Here is a 16,043-nt window from a genome sequence, read left to right on the forward strand (position 1 = left end):
ATGCTCATCCATATTGTATAACGAAAAATGCCGATAAGCGAGCGGTTTTCGCTTAATCGGCATCATAGCATATCTTCATCTTCCGATACAGTGATTAATAGAATGCTGCGATTTACACTGCTGCAGCATAAGGTGCGATCATTTGCTTCAAGATATGAAGCGGCTGAACACCGACGATGTTCTGAACTTCCCTGCCGTCGACGAAGAGTCTCAGAGCCGGGATCCCCTGGATCTGATACTTAATCGCAGATACGGGATTCATATCTACATTCACCTTGACGATCTTCACCTTATCCCCCATCTCCCGATCCAGATCCTCCAAGATGGGAGCCAGCATCCGGCAAGGACCGCACCAAGGCGCCCAAAAATCGACCAGTACCACGCGGTTCTCCTTAATGACCGATTCCAGAGTTTGGTCCGTTGCATTCACAATAGTCACCTTGATCACCTCACGAGTTTTATCATCATAATTATTATACTTATACCCCTATATGTATTATAAATAATAAAAGAGTTTCTGAAAGATGTCAATACACCCTCCTGATCCCTGCTAATATAGTCGACAACAAACAGACCTCCCGGTTCCGTCAGGCACAAGGGAGGTCTGCTTCAGCTTTCCACTTATAGATGATGATCGATCATTGCAATGCAGAAGACCTTCAGAAATAGGGGGCGTGCTTCACCTTAAGGGGACCGATCTTCTCCACCTTCACTTGGCAGCCCAAGCGATATCCCTGCTCGATCTCCTCTGGTTCCAGCCGCGCCGTCTCCGCTTCATTCGGCGCGGATAGGTATTCCATCCCCTCGATCACCTTGCTTCGGCAGCGGGCGCATGTTCCTCTGCGGCAGTTGGAGTACCAATCTACTTTATTCTGATCTGCCAATTGCAGGATCGTCGCGCCGATCACCGGTTTCACCCATCGCTCCTTCGTTCTTCCAGACAGCTGGATGATCTCGTCTTGACTATCTTCTGCTTGCAGCTCCGGGGTTTGTTCCGCTTGTGCCGGCTTCCTTCTATTAAACCAACGTAAGAACATCTCTCTCATCCTCTCTTGCTGCTCCTATAGTTCGTCCTAGCCCTATTCTCGTCACGGAAGGCACAAATGTCAAACTGTGAAGATGATTTGGACTGGGAAAAGGCAATCCGGTATAATGGTGGCATCACCTTCAGACGAGGAGGCAGGCATCGACATGGATCTGAAGGAGGCACTCCGCTCGTTAACGATTTTTAATCAATTGGATGAGGAAGCATTGGAACAAGTCGCCCAGATCGCCAGACTCAAGACTGTGAAGAAGAAAACTGTGATCTTCCACGAAGGCGCTGAACGGGATGCTGTATATTTCCTGCAGGATGGGCTCGTCAAAACCTACAAAACAGACCTGGACGGCAATGAACACATCGTCTCGCTCTTGCAATCCGGCGAGATGTTCCCGCACACCGGATTCTTCAGCCAAGATCCTTATCCGGCCACTGCAGAGGCCCTGGTAGACTCGCAGCTCATCATCCTCTCCCTGCGCTACTTCGAACAGTTGATTGAGGATATCCCCAGCATCTCCAAATCCCTTATCGATGTCATGGGAGCCAAGATCAATGAACTCCAATTCAAGATCCAGCAAATCACCGGTCACGATGTGCATGGCAGAATCCTGACCTTCTTGAACCAACTAGCGAACAAATTAGGTGAGCGACGCGGCGATCACATCCACATCGAACTTCCGATTACGAATCAGGAATTGGCCAACTCCATAGGAACAACACGGGAAACGGTGAATCGTCTGCTTAACCAATTGAAGAAGAAACAGATCATACGATCCACCCGCTCGGAAATCGTCATCTTGGATATGGAAGCTTTGCAGACTTGGCAGGAATGACAGCCGCACCTTCTTGCCGTCTTGCCTATAAGCATATCCTATGATGTCTTGCTGCGCTCTTTCGCTTTCATGCTTCGTTCCGGCACGGGCTGCGTGTGTTGTTTTCGATGGAACTGAAGCACATTCGACAGCAAACCTTTGCGCGTATAGAAGGGATCATCCGCAGACAGGGGCAGGGTTACTCTCGTTCCAAGGGATGCGGATTTGTAGACAGCGGTGATCAATTGCATCGTTGCTTTGCCGCTTTCCCCGTCTACCAGCACCCGTGTTCCTTGCTCGATCGCTCTGAGCACATCATCGATCTGACCGGTATGCAGCTCATAGGGCAGACTGGGGAGCGATTCATAGTAAGCGTTAAGGCGCTGCTCCAACTCGGGATGCCGCTCGGGCAGGCCGTTGGGCTTCGAGATCGTCGCAGATACCTGCCATGGCTCCGCGATACAGGCTTCTGTTCCTTGGAAGATCATCCGCTGTGCTTCGCCGTGGTGGACGAGTGAACTCGTTAATTGCCCAAGGGAACCGTTCGGGAATCTAAGGATCGTAATCGATAGATCTTCTACTTCCGCATTATCATGTGCGGTATTCGCCATCACTGCTTGAACGTCGAGAGGTTTGCCCATCATCCACAGCAGCAGATCGATGTGATGGGAGCTGTGGGTTAGAGTGCTGCCGCCACCCTCCTTCTCCCAAGCACCTCGCCACCAAAGCTCATAGTAGCAGTATCCTCTCCACCATAAGGAATCGACTTGAGCATGCACCACCTTGCCGATCATCCCGGAGTTCAGCACCGACTTCAGTCTCATGATCGGCGTCCGGAACCGATGCTGTGCGACCACCGACAGGATCTTCCCGCTCTCTTCGGCCGCTGTGATCATCGCATCGCACTCCTCCAGTGAAGCTGCCATCGGCTCTTCCACCAGGACATGTTTGCCGCTGCGCAGCATCTCTGCCGCGATCGCTGCATGCGTATAGGTCGGCGTACAGATCGAGACGAGATCGATGTCCATATCGATGAGCGCTTTATAATCAACACAAGATATCGCATCCTTCAATTTATACTGCGCTATCAGGCGCTTCGCTTCCTGTTCGAAGATATCGCACACCGCAACAATCTTGCACCGATCCGGGAAACGGAGATAACCTTCAACATGCGCGCAACTGATGATGCCCGCCCCGATCACGGCGACTTTTAACATAATGTCATCCCCCTATCTTGATATACCGTTATCTGAACATCCCGAACCAACCGCCATCTGATCCCTATATTAAGCGCTTACATTCATCGTCATAATAACACCTCCCAATGTTCGCTCAAACCCCGGAAGCTTAGGAACCTCCGCAGGGCAACCGTACCCGCTGTATCCGCTGCTTATAAGATGGTTCTATGAATGGGAGGATGATTACCGACCATAGTCTGAGATTAGTAAGATGATAGGTTCATATCTAAAGACAGGACTCCTTGATTCTAGTACAGACACCCTCATTATAAGTGAATCCCAATTAATTGGGAATACTTAGATCTTGAATGTGCCCCTGTACAATCTGTGTGATGAAGAGGCAGGACATGAAGCGTCACGATTTTTTTGATAATATGCGATTTACCTTTTAAGTTTGTGATACTTTTCACAACCTATTGATGTGTAATCCATTATAAACGAGCAGAACGGCTACCGGGAGATCTCGATCTTCAAAGACGGCGTTACCTTGTAATATTCCGAACATACAAAAACTCCTGCACTTGTTGCAGGAGTTCATTATATGCTCACAACATGTACTCTATCTTGAACTTATACATATTTGGCGAAGGGATCGATGATGCGAAGCTTCTGCGCTTCCGCGTCGCTGGTCCCCGCGTAGAGATCAGCCGTTCCGTCGGGATGGCGCACAAGCCCGCCGCTGAATACGACGTCGACCAGATCATCGCGCTTCGCCGGTCCTACGACGAAGTTCGCTCGCTCCGCGATAATCTCTACATCGCTCAAGGTTCGGTTATAGGGGTTAAACACGAATACCATCGGATAATAATGGCGCTTGCCCGCCTCTCCGAAACGCGCGATATGGCCCAGTACACCAAGCAGACCATTCGGGAGAAGATGAATCTCATTGCACCCTCCCCATTCATCCTCGTGGATTAACCCTTCCAGAATCGGTGCTTCATCGATCACTTCATGTGACAGGTTGTCCAAAGATGGGACATTGGTATAGCCGATCTTCCCGCGGCCGCCCTTAACCCCTTGCGGTCTTGTGAAGACGCCGATGGAACCGTCTGCCAGTTGGACGAGTCGCAGGTCCTTCATCGCATCCGGTCCAACGAAGAACCGCTCTAATTGCGAGAGGCTCGCTCCCCTGTAGAAGACGGTCCTCCAGTTCAACATGCCTTCCTTCTCCGGATGCGAGAAGGTCTCCACCCCGCCCACGATCAGCTCGCCGTTGATCTTCGTGTAGAACGGGTCCTGCAAGGCAAACACCGGCGCATTCTCCCGCGGCACCCATACACCGTTGCGGTTGACGAAGAAGTGCACCTCCGACACTTCACTGTCGCGATGTTCCACGCGTCCGGCGATTACCGTCTCTCCCTCATCTTCGAAGGGCGCGGTGATATTGTACACATCCCGCTCATTCACCTGATCGAAGATGATCTTCTCCGCATGCAATGGCTTATGCCCTCTCTGTCTGAAATCCTCCAGCAGCACCGTACACGACTTCGTACCGCTGTTGGTCAACTGAACCATACCGGTTCGACCCTCCCACTCCTATTGATGCTCAAATAGAATTATACTTTGGTAAACACCATTTTATTCGATTCTGCAAATATAGCAATAGGGTAACGAAGGTCAAACAGTGAAATTTCCGTGTGCAAATCAATGCAAGATCAGTCTTTGATCCCAGTAAACGTAATCCCTTCTATAAAATATCGCTGCGCTGCAAAAAACAGGATCAATACCGGCAGCGCCACGACGATCGACATCGCCATCAGATAATTCCACTTCGGCGCTTCATTTATGCCGCCCATGAAGAAGTACATTCCGACATTCATCGTATATTGATTCATATCGGTAAGGTAGATCAATGGACCGAGGAAGTCGTTCCAATAACCGCGGAAAGCGAAGATTGCAACGGCGAGCAGCGCCGGCCTGATCTGCGGCAGCAACACATGATAGAATGTCTGGAAGGCATTCGCCCCATCCATCTCCGCCGCATCATCGAGATCGCGGGGGATGGTCATGAAGAACTGCCTTAATAAGAAAACATAAAACGGTCCCCACGCCGTCCATGTGCGCAGGACCAGCGGATCAAACTCCCCCGTAAGGCCGAAGGCTTGCCAGATGAGATAGGTTGGAATCAACGTGACATGGAAAGGCAGCATCATCGTTGCCAGCAAGATCAGGAAAATCACATCCCGACCGGGGAATTGAAAGCGCGCAAACCCATAAGCGACGATCGTTGCGCTGCTCAGCTCGCCGATCATTCCCAGCACGACGATATACAGCGTGTTCATCAGATAGCGGTCGAAGGGCATCGCCGTCCAGGCATCGATGAAGTTCCTCCACATCGGCGGGTTGGGGATCCACTTGGGCGGCCAAGCGAAGACATCGCTGCCGTCTTTTAATGCCGTAGACAACATCCACAAGAAGGGCAGCAATACGACCGCGGCGATCGAGATCACGACGAGATAAAGCAGCAATCTTCTGAACCGGCGCAGCGGTCTGATGGCTGCTGCCGCTTGCTGCTGCGCCCGCACACTTGCAAGTATGGTGTTCATCCTCTCACCTCCCTAGCGCTGCATCTCTGATTCATAGTGAACCCATGCCGGACTGGAACGGAAGATTAACAGGGTTAAGAACAAGATGATGATGAACAGCACCCACGCTACAGCCGAGGCTTCGCCCATCTTCAACTGGGTGAATCCCCTCTCGTAGACCAGCTGGTTCATAAACTTGCCAGCCGCTGAAGTCGGCCGGACAAACATAGCGATCGTGAAAACTTGCAAAGCGCCGATCATCCCCATGATGACCTGCAGCAGGATCACCGGCGAGATCTGCGGCACGGTGATATGCCAGAACTTGCGAAGGCCGGTGGCGCCGTCGATCTCCGCCGCTTCATACAGGCTCTTCGGCACCCCTTGCAATCCCGCAAGGAAGACCACGGTGTTCGTGCCGAAGATCCCCCAGACGCTCATGATGATAAAGGCGATCAGCACATAATCGGCATCGCCGAACCAGTCCGGCGCCGGGGAACCCGTTAAGTGCAGGATCGGCGAGATGGCATGATTGATTATGCCGCTTTCGCTGTTAAACATCCAGCGCCACAGGAGGGCAACGGCTACCTCAGGCAGGACAGCCGGCATGAAATAGATCGTACGGAAGGTTCCGATGCCCTTGATCTGATTGTTCAGCAAGATCGCCAGCAGCAAGGCGCCGATCACACCGATCGGCATGGAAAGCAAAGCATAGAGCAGCGTGATGCGGACGGATTTCCAAAATTCGATATCCTTCGTAAACAGCCGGATATAGTTATCCAGTCCGACCCACTCGCTCCCTCCGAAGATATTGGATTTCGTAAAACTCAAGCATAAGGAATGCAAGAGCGGATAGGCGGTGAAGCCGATGAAGCCGATGATCCAAGGTGAGATGATAGCCAGCCCCAACGCCTGCCGCTTCGACCAGCGAAGCGCCCGCAGGACAGCATACAGGATCACAGCCGCGATGGTGAGGAGCAGCGGGGTGATAACCCACCTCACCAGCGTATCGATATATGTTCCCATTCGGAATCTCCTTTCTGTCTCCCATCATGACAAGAGGAGGCAGACCCGCATCTGCCTCCTCTCCACTTCGTTTGATTATGGTTGTAATGTCTCATCTAACAGAGGTTTGACATTTGGAATCAATGTTTCTGGATCCTCACCGCCGTTGATGATCGGATCCATCAGTTGTGTCCAGAAGACATTGTCCCATTCCGGATAATTCTCGAAGTAACGATAAGGTTTGGCAAACTCCATCGATGCGATAATCGCCTCAAGAGAGTGGGCCTTCTCCGGATGCATCTCCTGCAAGGTGGAAAGGTCGGACAGAGATTGACGCGGCGGCATGATCTTCCAGTGATGGATCGCATCCGTCAGGTCCAGCAGTGCCTGTACCGCTTCTTCCGGATGCTTCGTCTTCACATTGACTGCCATGCCCAGGACGTCTGCGAACGTCGCTTTGATGTCCTTCGGTCCTGCCGGAACCATAAAGGCCTCTACATGGTCGATCGTAGAATCTAAGTTGTCTGCAGCTCCTCCCATGAACATGGCGACTTGTCCATCACGGAACATCTGATCGAAACCGCGGTCTCTGATGATCTGCTGCGATGGGGTGACTGGACTTTGGATAAGGTCGGCATAGAACTTCACCGCTTCAACGGCTTCCGGCGTATCGATCGGCGACTCGCTGAAGTCTTCCAAGATGACTTCACCGCCGTTCTGCCAGATGAACATCTGTACCGGCGGCCAGCCGTTCAGAGTGAATCCCCATTGATGGACTTGACTTTCATCAAAACCCTCTTCCCCGGCATGGTTGCCGTTCGCATCAATCGTGAGACGCTCGGCTGCTGCCACGAACTCATTCCAAGTCCAGCTCTCATCCGGATAGTTGAGACCGGCTTCGTCAAACTTTGCTTTGTTCACATAGAGCATAACCGGCTGTTGAATCCACGGCAGGCCGTAGAGCCGCTCATCTCTGGTGAATGGCTGCAGAGATGCTTCGTAGTAATCATCGGTCTGAGCTGCAGGATGATCGGAATCCGTCAAGTAATCTGTAATGTCTAACAGAATTCCTTGTGCTGCGAATTGTGCCGCACGCTGTGCATTCAGCCAGATCAGATCCGGACCGGAATCGCCGGATAACTGCGTGATGATGCGCGTATCGTATTCCGATGGATTGGACTCTTGCACAATCTCATACGTATCGGACTGTTCATTTAATCGATCAAGGATCTCTTGAAGCTCCTTCGATTCTCCTTCACCCGCCCATGTGGCTAAGCGGATGGTCACTTTATCGCCGTTAGAGGACCCGGATGAGGCAGATGGATCGCCTTCTGCTCCGCTGCTGCCGGTGTTGCTGTTATTCCCGCAGGCTGCAAGGAACATCGACACCAGCATGACCATCACCAGCATTGACAACCATTTTCTCTTCATCTCTGATGCCCCCTCTATTGATGTTATTCCATCTGCGAAACATTACAAATACATGACTATATGGTTATGTATTTGTTTGTGTAACGTTACAGATGGATTACATGTATAATTATTATCCCTATATAATATGTTTGTCAAGTTGTTGTCATGCTTAACTTTAAACGTTGCAAGATTCCGGCAGTGGGGAAAGTATTGCATTTACTTTATCTTTCTTATCTTGTATAGTATTTTGTAACGTGACAGAACATTGGTCTGGGTGAGGTTGTAGATGAAGAAGAGGATCAACATGCAGGACATTGCGGACAGGCTGAATATTTCGAAGAATTCCGTATCCCAAGCCCTGTCGGGCAAATCCGGTGTCAGTGAAGAGACGAGGCGTAAAGTCATCCAAACCGCTGAAGAGATGGGATATCGCTATACGCAGAGGAGACCTTCCCGCAGCAAGACCATCCAAAGGGTGGGTGTGATTGTCTCGGAAGCTGCCTTCGATATCAAATCCTTCTTCGGCGACATCTATCTATCGATCGAACGGGAAGCACAGCGCCACGGCATCCGTCTGGTCCTCCAATCCATCACTGCGGACGACCGGGATCGCCTGACGTTGCCATCTTTTGTCCAAGATAAGAGCGTCGACGGCATTCTCATCCTGTCGCCGATCAGCACCGAATACATCAATAAGGTCATCGACCAGGGCATCCCGACGGTGCTGATCGATCACCATCATCCTGGGATCGCAGCCGACGCCGTGCTGACGAACAACCGCTTTGGAGCATACAAGGCGGTCAAGTATCTGTTGGATCTCGATCACGAGCGGGTGGCTGTCATTGGAGACGTAGCTTTTTCGTCCAGCTATCAAGAGCGCTGGGAAGGCTATAAGCTGGCGATGAGAGAGCACGGGATCGAGCCGCGGAGCGAATGGATGTTCATCGACGTGCATCAAGACCAACAGACGATCGAAGAGCTGTTAACCTCCCTGGATGACATCCCGGAAGCGTGGTTCTGTTTGAGTGACGGATACAGCTATTATGTATGTTCAACATTGAAGAAGATGGGCTATCACATCCCCGACGACATCTCGATCTTCGGCTTCGACAACAACGTTTTCTCACAGATCTCCGACCCGAAGATCACGACGATGGAGATCGATCTTTCCGCCTATGCGAACAAAGCCTTCTCACAGCTGATGTGGCGGGTGCAGCATCCGGATGAAGTCCATTACGAGATTCATCTGCCGGCTCGTCTGATCGAACGGGATTCCACCGCTCGTTCGAAGTTTGCGCTAAAGAACCAGTAAGTGTGCATTTGGTGTCCATACTATGTCAGCAAAAAAAGCGAAGCTCTTCCGCATCACCGTTCGCTTCTGTGCGGAAATCGAGCTTCGCTTTCTCATATCTCTCTGTAACCCTCACATCTCCGTCCGCTGGTCCCTCTCCTTCTGGACCTCATACTCAAGGAGCACCATTCCCCTTGGATAAGTCTGCTGCCGAACGAAGTTCAGCCGGCGGTGCACCCCGTTCTTCGCCAGCATCGGCACTCCGTCTCCAAGCAGGATGGGGATGATCGCCGGTTCCACTGTATCGACAAGATCCCAAGCCAGCAGCTGGGACAGCAGCTCTCCCCCGCCGTATAGCCACACATCCTTCCCGGGCTGCTCAAGCAGCTCATGAACGCGTTCCTTCAGCCTATCATGGATGATCTCTGCTTCAGGATGATCCTCTTGCCGAAAGGACCGCGAGGCAACGATGATGCGCTTATCCGGCAGCTCCACCCCCGAGCGAATGATCGTCTCATAGGTTTTCCTCCCCATCAGCAGGGTATCAAACTGAGCTAACAAAGCATTGAAGTCAAAGGCCGGCTCAGGGATAATCCAATCAAATCCGCCGTTTGGATCTGCGATATAGCCGTCCAAACTGCATGCCACCTGGTAACGCAATCTTCTCATCTCATCATCTCCTATGATCGTTTTCAGTACGCTAATCGTATAGGATGTTAATCTCATTACAGGGATATAGAAGGATTTCTAGTTATAATGTAGAAATTAAATGGATAACCCTTCTTGTAGTCTCATGTTTATCCGTGTCTGGAGACTGCAGGGGGTATCTCTATTTCCTTTGGTACGGTCAACAGGATTTTGATAAGGGACGATTTCGTTATGCTGTTTAATTCCTACGAATATATTTTTCTTTTCTTGCCAGCTGTTTGGCTGCTTTATATCTTCCTGCAATCTTTCAGGCTGGTCAGCGCTGCCATGGTTTGGCTTGTGCTCGCTTCTTTGTTTTTCTATGGGTATTGGAATCCCGCTTACCTGCCGCTGATCCTGTTCTCTCTGGTCATTAACTTCGTCATTGGCAAGGGACTGGAGAAGAAGCGGAGCAAGCCCCTGCTGGTCTTCGGGATCATCATCAACCTGGGGCTGCTGGCTTACTACAAATACGCCGGTTTCTTCTTGGAGACGATACATCAGCTGTCCGGGCTGAACATGCCGGTTGTAAACATCGTGCTGCCCTTAGCGATCAGCTTCTATACCTTCCAGCAGATCGCCTTCTTGGTCGATGTGTACAGAGGCGATACCGTTCCGTATAACTTACTGGACTATGCCCTGTTTGTCACCTTCTTCCCGCAGCTCATCGCCGGGCCGATCGTGCAGCAGAAGGAGATGATCCCGCAGTTTCGCCGTGCCGGCAGCCGATTGTTCGGTGAGCATCTAAACCGAGGTCTGTTTCTCTTCTTCATCGGCTTGTTCAAAAAAGCCGCCGTCGCCGATTCTTTCGCGATATGGGCGAATGACGGGTTCAGCCGGCCGGAACAGCTGACCTTCGTCGAAAGCTGGATCACTTCTCTGGCCTATACCTTTCAGTTGTATTTTGATTTCAGCGGCTATTGCGACATGGCGATCGGTGCAGCCCTGCTGTTCAACATACGGCTGCCGATAAACTTCGATTCACCTTATCAGGCGCTGACGATCCAAGATTTCTGGAAACGCTGGCACATGACGCTGAACCGCTTCCTGACCAACTATCTCTATATCCCTCTGGGAGGAAGCCGCCATGGCATCATAAGACCTTATACCAATATCCTGATCGTCTTCCTCTTAAGCGGTATATGGCACGGCGCAGGCTGGACGTTCATCCTGTGGGGGTTTATGCATGGAGCTGCATCGGTGGTGTATCGTCTCTGGAAACGATACGGCTTCCGTCTGCATCGCTCCTTAGCTTGGTGCATCACGTTCCTGTTCGTCAACGCTGCTTGGGTGTTCTTCCGGGCGGATTCCATCTCGGATGCACTGTTCATCTTGAAGAGAATGCTGTCTGTACATCATCTGAATCTGACGATGATCACCGGCCATCTTCCAGAGATCATCACCCTGCTGATCTTCTTATGGATTTGTTTGGCCGCAAGCAATTCCAATCGCTTGATCACCGAACCGATATTACCGGCGCGAACGATCATCATCGCTGCCGCGGCATCGGTGCTATCACTTTTGTTTCTGAATCGCGTCAGCGAATTTCTGTACTTCCAATTCTAGGTGAGACTGGGAGGCTGTCATGAAGTCATTCCGTTTGTATCTGATCAGCATCGCCGCTGCAGCCTTGCTGGTCATGCTGATGACCTATATTCTCGATCCGCTGTATCTCTACAGGATGCCGAAGCTTTATGAACCCGTATATTCGACTAATGCCCGTTTCCAACTGCCCGGCATGATCAAACATCTGGATTATGAAACACTGCTGGTCGGGACTTCGATGTCGCGGAATTTTGTGGAGTCCTATGTGGATGAGAAGCTGAAGACCAAAAGTTTCAACGCCGCGATCCCCGCGGCTACGGCGCGGGAACAATATCTCGCAGCTAAGCTGGCGTTGTCGGAGAAATCCCTCAAAACCGTCATCTGGGAACTGAACTTCTACAGCTTAGCGCAGCCACCCTATGCGGTGGAGGATGAACAGAACCCGTTCCCCCATCACCTTTGGGATCAAAATCCATGGAATGATGTAAAGTATCTGTTCAGCTTGTATCCTTATGAGCGATTTATCGATATCATGAAAGATCCATCGCCTGAGCACAGAGTTGCAGAGATGGTCTTCAAATTCGGCTTTGATCGGCAACCGATGACCATTGAAGAAGCGAATGAGCTGATCGATATTCCCAATGCCGTCACCCAATCGAACTACCGAACTTCGATCATGTTGGAAGGATTTAAGACGAACGTGCTGCCGGTCGTTGCTGAACATCCTGATGTCGAGTTTATCTTCTTCTATCCGCCTTATTCGATCTATTGGAATATTCGCGCTCATAAACAGAGCAAAGACTACATTCAGGAGGTCGAAGCAACGAAGAAGGCCATCTATGAGCTGTTAAGTCCATACGATCATGTACGCATCTATGATTTCCAAGACCGTAAGGAGATCACCTTCGAGATCTCCTATTATTTTGATATCGCCCATTACTTTCCCTATATCAATGAGTGGATCATCGATGCGATCGCGGAGGAAGCACCGCTTTCAAGTCCGGAAGAAGCTGCTCGGCATGCTGAGAATCTGACGCGGCAAGTGTTGGAGTTCACATCATAAGTCCTCCGTTTAATACGGTTAATTGGACCAGTTGGTTCCCATGAACGGGCATATGCTCGATGATATGCTGTTTGTCTTCTCGCGGGATCTTGATCGGTTTCACGGTGTCCAGCTGCTCCTTCTATATATCGCGATTATTATGTCGTGATTATATTGTTACTTGCATCTAATTGGCGAATTCTCTTCTTAAGATCGCCATGATGATTAAGGACTCGTAGGTATCTCCGCTCTTGATGCACTCCCTCAGCATCCCCTCGTAACGGAAGCCGAGGCTCTCGTAAAGATTTTTTGCTCTATGGTTATGTTCTTTGACATCGAGCCACAGACGATGTGCATGCAGTTCATTGAAAACATATGTTTGAATAAGCCTTATGGCATCTCTGCCATATCCTCTCCCCTTGTCCGAGATGACAATCCTCATGAACTCAATACACTGCTGCTCACACCCAAACTTCCATCCGCTTATCCAAGGTCGAAGTGTGGAGTTCCAGCTGCGTCCCGTCCGGATCCAAGAAGTTAACGGACCATCCTTGCCCCCGCTTCACTGGTCCTCTGACGATGGGGATGCCCTGTTCCCGCAGATGCTGCACAACATCTTGAAAATCTGCCTCAGCAATATAGAATGCAATGTGATCAACACCGCAGGAATCTTCGCCGGCCCTTACGGCTCCTTCCTTCTGAATGAGGCAGATCCAAGCAATGCCCCATTCCAGATAAGCATCCGTCCGGCCTCTGTGTCTTAAGGTCATGTGCAGCTGATCGCAATAGAAGGCCAATGACCTGTCCAAGTCACTAACCCGAATCGTCACATGGCTGAAACCGGTGACTTTCATCCCTGATCACCCGCTCTCTCAATACTTACTTACGAATATCCGCAACCATTGATATGCCGGGAGCTTCATAACCGCTCCAGTTCAAGCAGTCCCTCGATAAAATCAACGAGCCGTTCTTCCCCTTCCTGCCCCTCGATCAGCAAACTCGTAAAAACAAAGGTAAGAAGTCCCACAAACAGGCAGCATAACAAAGACAGCCCTGCCACCTGCATCGCTTGCAGCTGCCCTTCTGTTTCTATCCAGGTGATAAAATAAGATCCAAGGAAAACCAAAAGAAGGGACAAGGGATCGGTGAGCCCTCTAAACTTCATAAAACAGACATAAGTGACCCCATTTTTTCGTCTTATCGTACCGATGATTTTATTGAAAATGGGGTCCCTGAACCTGATCCTGCCGCTTCGATAGCTGATAAGAAAGAGGTTGAGCAGGGTCCAGCCAAGGAACTTCTCATAAAACCCCACGGTGATGAGATCAACGTTCTCCCTGATCCTGGCCCTGCATTCTTTTGGCGTCAAGTTGGTCTTATATCTTCGAATCAAAGGGATCATCCCCTCAACGCTTACTTTGCCGCTTCATCGCTGTCTTTCAAGTTCTAGAATTCCGCCGTCCCGTTTGCCTGCGATCACCCGGTCCGCCATATCCACGAACAGTCCATTTTCCACCACACCGGGGATCATATTGAGCTTCGATTCAAGCTCCTTAGGATCTGCGATTGCACCAAAATATGCATCTACGATATAATTGCCGTTATCTGTAATATAAGCCTTGCCCTCCACTTCTCTCAACACCGGTTCGCAGCCCAGTTCGCGAAGTTTATGAATCGTCGCCTCATAACCGAAGCGAACGATCTCGATGGGCAATGGGAAGCGTCCCAACCGTCCGACCAGCTTGCTGTCATCGACGATGACGATGAACTTGCTGCTGGAAGAGGCGACGATCTTCTCGCGCAGCAAAGCGCCTCCTCCGCCCTTGATAAGCTGAAAGTTTGGATCCACCTCATCGGCGCCATCGATCGTAAGATCGATTTCCTGTACATCCGCAAAGGAGATCAGTGGAATACCGAGTTCCTTTGCTTGCTTCTCCGAAGCATTGGATGTTGCGATCGCTCGGATGCGCAGACCTTCCTGCACTCTCTGTCCGATTCTCTGGATCGCCCAATAGGCCGTCGAACCCGTTCCCAGACCTACGACCATCCCATCCTGTATGTAGTCTGCGGCTCGCTCAGCAGCGATTCGTTTTGCATCCATTCGCGTTCACCTTCTTCGAGCATTCTGTTATCTAACATTGTGATCATCATTAAATATATCATTTTGCGGCTGTTTCGGATACCATACAAAAACACTTCACCGATCGACATCCGAAGATCCAATCGGTGAAGTGCTTACTCACGTTCGTGTTGCAACTCGCTTCTCATAGTCTTCCTTCAAGATTCCCATACAAGACATCCCAATACCGGCCGTTTTTTTCTTCAAACTCAACAGTCTGCGCTCTGAGGCACTGCTCAGCTGCTCGCATACTCACCCTTCAACATACGCTGCATATGGACAACTTCCTTCGCCAGCCGATCCAGGCGCTCTAACACCTCTTGATCAACAATCTCCCGCTTCTCGTTAAAATGATCATCATGCAGATACACATAACTCGGCGCTACGAAGGCTCGGAAGAAGCCAGCGATCGGCTTCAATTGGTTCTCCACCATCAGATAATGCTGATAGGTACCTCCCGTCGCAACGAACCCCATCACCTTCTGGTAGAAGGCAGAGACAGGAACGAGATCGAACAGATTCTTTAGAACCCCTGTGATCGAGGCTTGGAACACCGGGGTGCCGATGATGTAGAAGTCCGCCTCCATCACCTTGTCGATCACGGTCTTCGTATCCCCCGTATAGGTTGCGGGATCACGCCCATCACAGAACACCACGTCATAATCTTTCATATCGAGCAATTCGATCTGGATATCGGGGTTCTCTTCCCGTACCCGCTCCAGAACGGCTTGTACAGCGATCGATGTCTTGGAACCAACGATTGTACCGGATATTCCTAGGAGTTTCATGCTCTCTCACCAACCATCCTATACTTTGTATACATATATGTTTATTTATTATGAATGTTGACCTATTGAATGTCAAATCTCTCTTTCCTATAATGAGTATGGTCTAATAGAAGTGAGGTGAACAGCTGTGGAACACAATAAAGTAACAATTAAGATCAACGACAACGGATCGATTCGCGTTACCGGCGAGGTGGAATTGATCGACGCCGAGGGAAATCGCTTTGCGACGAAGCCTTCCTTCTCCCTATGCCGCTGCGGTCATTCTGCGAACAAACCTTTCTGCGACGGTGCTCATAAGTCTGTCGGATTCACCAGCGCCCCTCGTGCAGCGAAGTAAGCTGCTGAGGGGATTTTTTATATGCATTACCTATTCTCCGTCAGTGATCTGCATCAACCAAATTCCGACTAATATATTGAAAAATTGTGACATATCATCTACAATGTAATGAGTATTGGAAATTTTATGAGCCGAACTGAAGTCTAGCAATTAAAGGGGTTCCGGCACCGAACTGTGGCGCAGTTCGCATGGATGATCGAACTTT

18 protein-coding genes are annotated in these 16,043 nt (G+C 50.4%); 5 read left to right on the forward strand and 13 right to left on the reverse strand.

What is annotated here, in order from left to right; genetic code table 11:
* Positions 1–112: 112 nt before the first annotated feature.
* Together trxA and PRECH8_RS04465 are read right to left on the reverse strand one after the other, a co-directional pair.
* Positions 113–439 carry a thioredoxin gene (gene trxA / locus PRECH8_RS04460; protein WP_200965896.1) on the reverse strand — a complete coding sequence of 109 codons (327 nt, stop codon included), beginning with the start codon at positions 437–439 and terminating at the stop codon, positions 113–115.
* 220 nt (positions 440–659) lie between these two features.
* Positions 660–1,037, reverse strand: a complete 378-nt coding sequence (locus PRECH8_RS04465; RefSeq protein WP_242457435.1) for a 2Fe-2S iron-sulfur cluster-binding protein — start codon at positions 1,035–1,037, stop codon at positions 660–662.
* 154 nt (positions 1,038–1,191) lie between these two features.
* On the opposite strand from PRECH8_RS04465, the gene PRECH8_RS04470 reads away from it, so the two are divergent.
* A complete protein-coding gene (locus PRECH8_RS04470) occupies positions 1,192–1,872 on the forward strand; it encodes a Crp/Fnr family transcriptional regulator (RefSeq protein WP_200965898.1) in 681 nt (226 codons plus the stop codon).
* A 38-nt stretch (positions 1,873–1,910) separates the two neighbouring features.
* On the opposite strand, the gene PRECH8_RS04475 is transcribed toward PRECH8_RS04470, so the two are convergent.
* The 5 genes from PRECH8_RS04475 to PRECH8_RS04495 form a co-directional block, all read right to left on the reverse strand.
* Positions 1,911–3,068 carry a Gfo/Idh/MocA family protein gene (locus PRECH8_RS04475; RefSeq protein WP_200965899.1) on the reverse strand — a complete coding sequence of 386 codons (1,158 nt, stop codon included), beginning with the start codon at positions 3,066–3,068 and terminating at the stop codon, positions 1,911–1,913.
* A gap of 591 nt (positions 3,069–3,659) precedes the next feature.
* A complete protein-coding gene (locus PRECH8_RS04480; RefSeq protein WP_200965900.1) occupies positions 3,660–4,604 on the reverse strand; it encodes an MTP-1 family protein in 945 nt (314 codons plus the stop codon).
* Between the two features lie 140 nt (positions 4,605–4,744).
* A complete protein-coding gene (locus tag PRECH8_RS04485) occupies positions 4,745–5,635 on the reverse strand; it encodes a carbohydrate ABC transporter permease (protein WP_200965901.1) in 891 nt (296 codons plus the stop codon).
* Between the two features lie 12 nt (positions 5,636–5,647).
* A complete protein-coding gene (locus tag PRECH8_RS04490; protein WP_200965902.1) occupies positions 5,648–6,637 on the reverse strand; it encodes a carbohydrate ABC transporter permease in 990 nt (329 codons plus the stop codon).
* 75 nt (positions 6,638–6,712) lie between these two features.
* Positions 6,713–8,047, reverse strand: coding sequence for an ABC transporter substrate-binding protein (locus tag PRECH8_RS04495; RefSeq protein ID WP_200965903.1), 1,335 nt, complete (start codon positions 8,045–8,047; stop codon positions 6,713–6,715).
* A gap of 268 nt (positions 8,048–8,315) precedes the next feature.
* On the opposite strand from PRECH8_RS04495, the gene PRECH8_RS04500 reads away from it, so the two are divergent.
* Complete coding sequence (locus PRECH8_RS04500; RefSeq protein ID WP_200965904.1) at positions 8,316–9,341, forward strand: LacI family DNA-binding transcriptional regulator; 1,026 nt, start codon at positions 8,316–8,318, stop codon at positions 9,339–9,341.
* 111 nt (positions 9,342–9,452) lie between these two features.
* Here PRECH8_RS04500 and PRECH8_RS04505 read toward each other — a convergent pair whose 3' ends face one another.
* Positions 9,453–9,989 carry a dihydrofolate reductase family protein gene (locus PRECH8_RS04505; protein ID WP_200965905.1) on the reverse strand — a complete coding sequence of 179 codons (537 nt, stop codon included), beginning with the start codon at positions 9,987–9,989 and terminating at the stop codon, positions 9,453–9,455.
* A 210-nt stretch (positions 9,990–10,199) separates the two neighbouring features.
* Here PRECH8_RS04505 and PRECH8_RS04510 point away from each other — a divergent pair, with 210 nt between their 5' ends.
* The gene (locus PRECH8_RS04510; RefSeq protein ID WP_200965906.1) at positions 10,200–11,573 is read left to right on the forward strand and encodes an MBOAT family O-acyltransferase; all 1,374 of its coding nucleotides are present in this window, start codon (positions 10,200–10,202) and stop codon (positions 11,571–11,573) included.
* 19 nt (positions 11,574–11,592) lie between these two features.
* Positions 11,593–12,615, forward strand: coding sequence for a hypothetical protein (locus tag PRECH8_RS04515; RefSeq protein ID WP_200965907.1), 1,023 nt, complete (start codon positions 11,593–11,595; stop codon positions 12,613–12,615).
* Positions 12,616–12,781: 166 nt separating this feature from the next.
* On the opposite strand, the gene PRECH8_RS04520 is transcribed toward PRECH8_RS04515, so the two are convergent.
* The 5 genes from PRECH8_RS04520 to PRECH8_RS04540 form a co-directional block, all read right to left on the reverse strand.
* Positions 12,782–13,036, reverse strand: coding sequence for a GNAT family N-acetyltransferase (locus tag PRECH8_RS04520; RefSeq protein WP_200965908.1), 255 nt, complete (start codon positions 13,034–13,036; stop codon positions 12,782–12,784).
* Positions 13,037–13,055: 19 nt separating this feature from the next.
* Positions 13,056–13,448 (reverse strand): VOC family protein, encoded by a 393-nt coding sequence (locus PRECH8_RS04525; protein WP_200965909.1) that lies wholly within the window; start codon positions 13,446–13,448, stop codon positions 13,056–13,058.
* A 65-nt stretch (positions 13,449–13,513) separates the two neighbouring features.
* Positions 13,514–13,909, reverse strand: a complete 396-nt coding sequence (locus tag PRECH8_RS04530; protein ID WP_200965910.1) for a hypothetical protein — start codon at positions 13,907–13,909, stop codon at positions 13,514–13,516.
* Between the two features lie 111 nt (positions 13,910–14,020).
* Positions 14,021–14,695: a ribose-5-phosphate isomerase RpiA gene (rpiA, locus tag PRECH8_RS04535; RefSeq protein ID WP_200965911.1), complete on the reverse strand. Its 675-nt coding sequence runs from the start codon at positions 14,693–14,695 to the stop codon at positions 14,021–14,023.
* 254 nt (positions 14,696–14,949) lie between these two features.
* The gene (locus PRECH8_RS04540; protein WP_200965912.1) at positions 14,950–15,501 is read right to left on the reverse strand and encodes an NADPH-dependent FMN reductase; all 552 of its coding nucleotides are present in this window, start codon (positions 15,499–15,501) and stop codon (positions 14,950–14,952) included.
* Positions 15,502–15,628: 127 nt separating this feature from the next.
* Between PRECH8_RS04540 and PRECH8_RS04545 the strand changes: the two genes are divergently transcribed.
* The gene (locus tag PRECH8_RS04545) at positions 15,629–15,838 is read left to right on the forward strand and encodes a CDGSH iron-sulfur domain-containing protein (protein WP_200965913.1); all 210 of its coding nucleotides are present in this window, start codon (positions 15,629–15,631) and stop codon (positions 15,836–15,838) included.
* Positions 15,839–16,043: the final 205 nt, after the last annotated feature.

The sequence above is a fragment of the Insulibacter thermoxylanivorax genome (assembly GCF_015472005.1).
In the GTDB taxonomy this organism is placed as follows: domain Bacteria; phylum Bacillota; class Bacilli; order Paenibacillales; family DA-C8; genus Insulibacter; species Insulibacter thermoxylanivorax.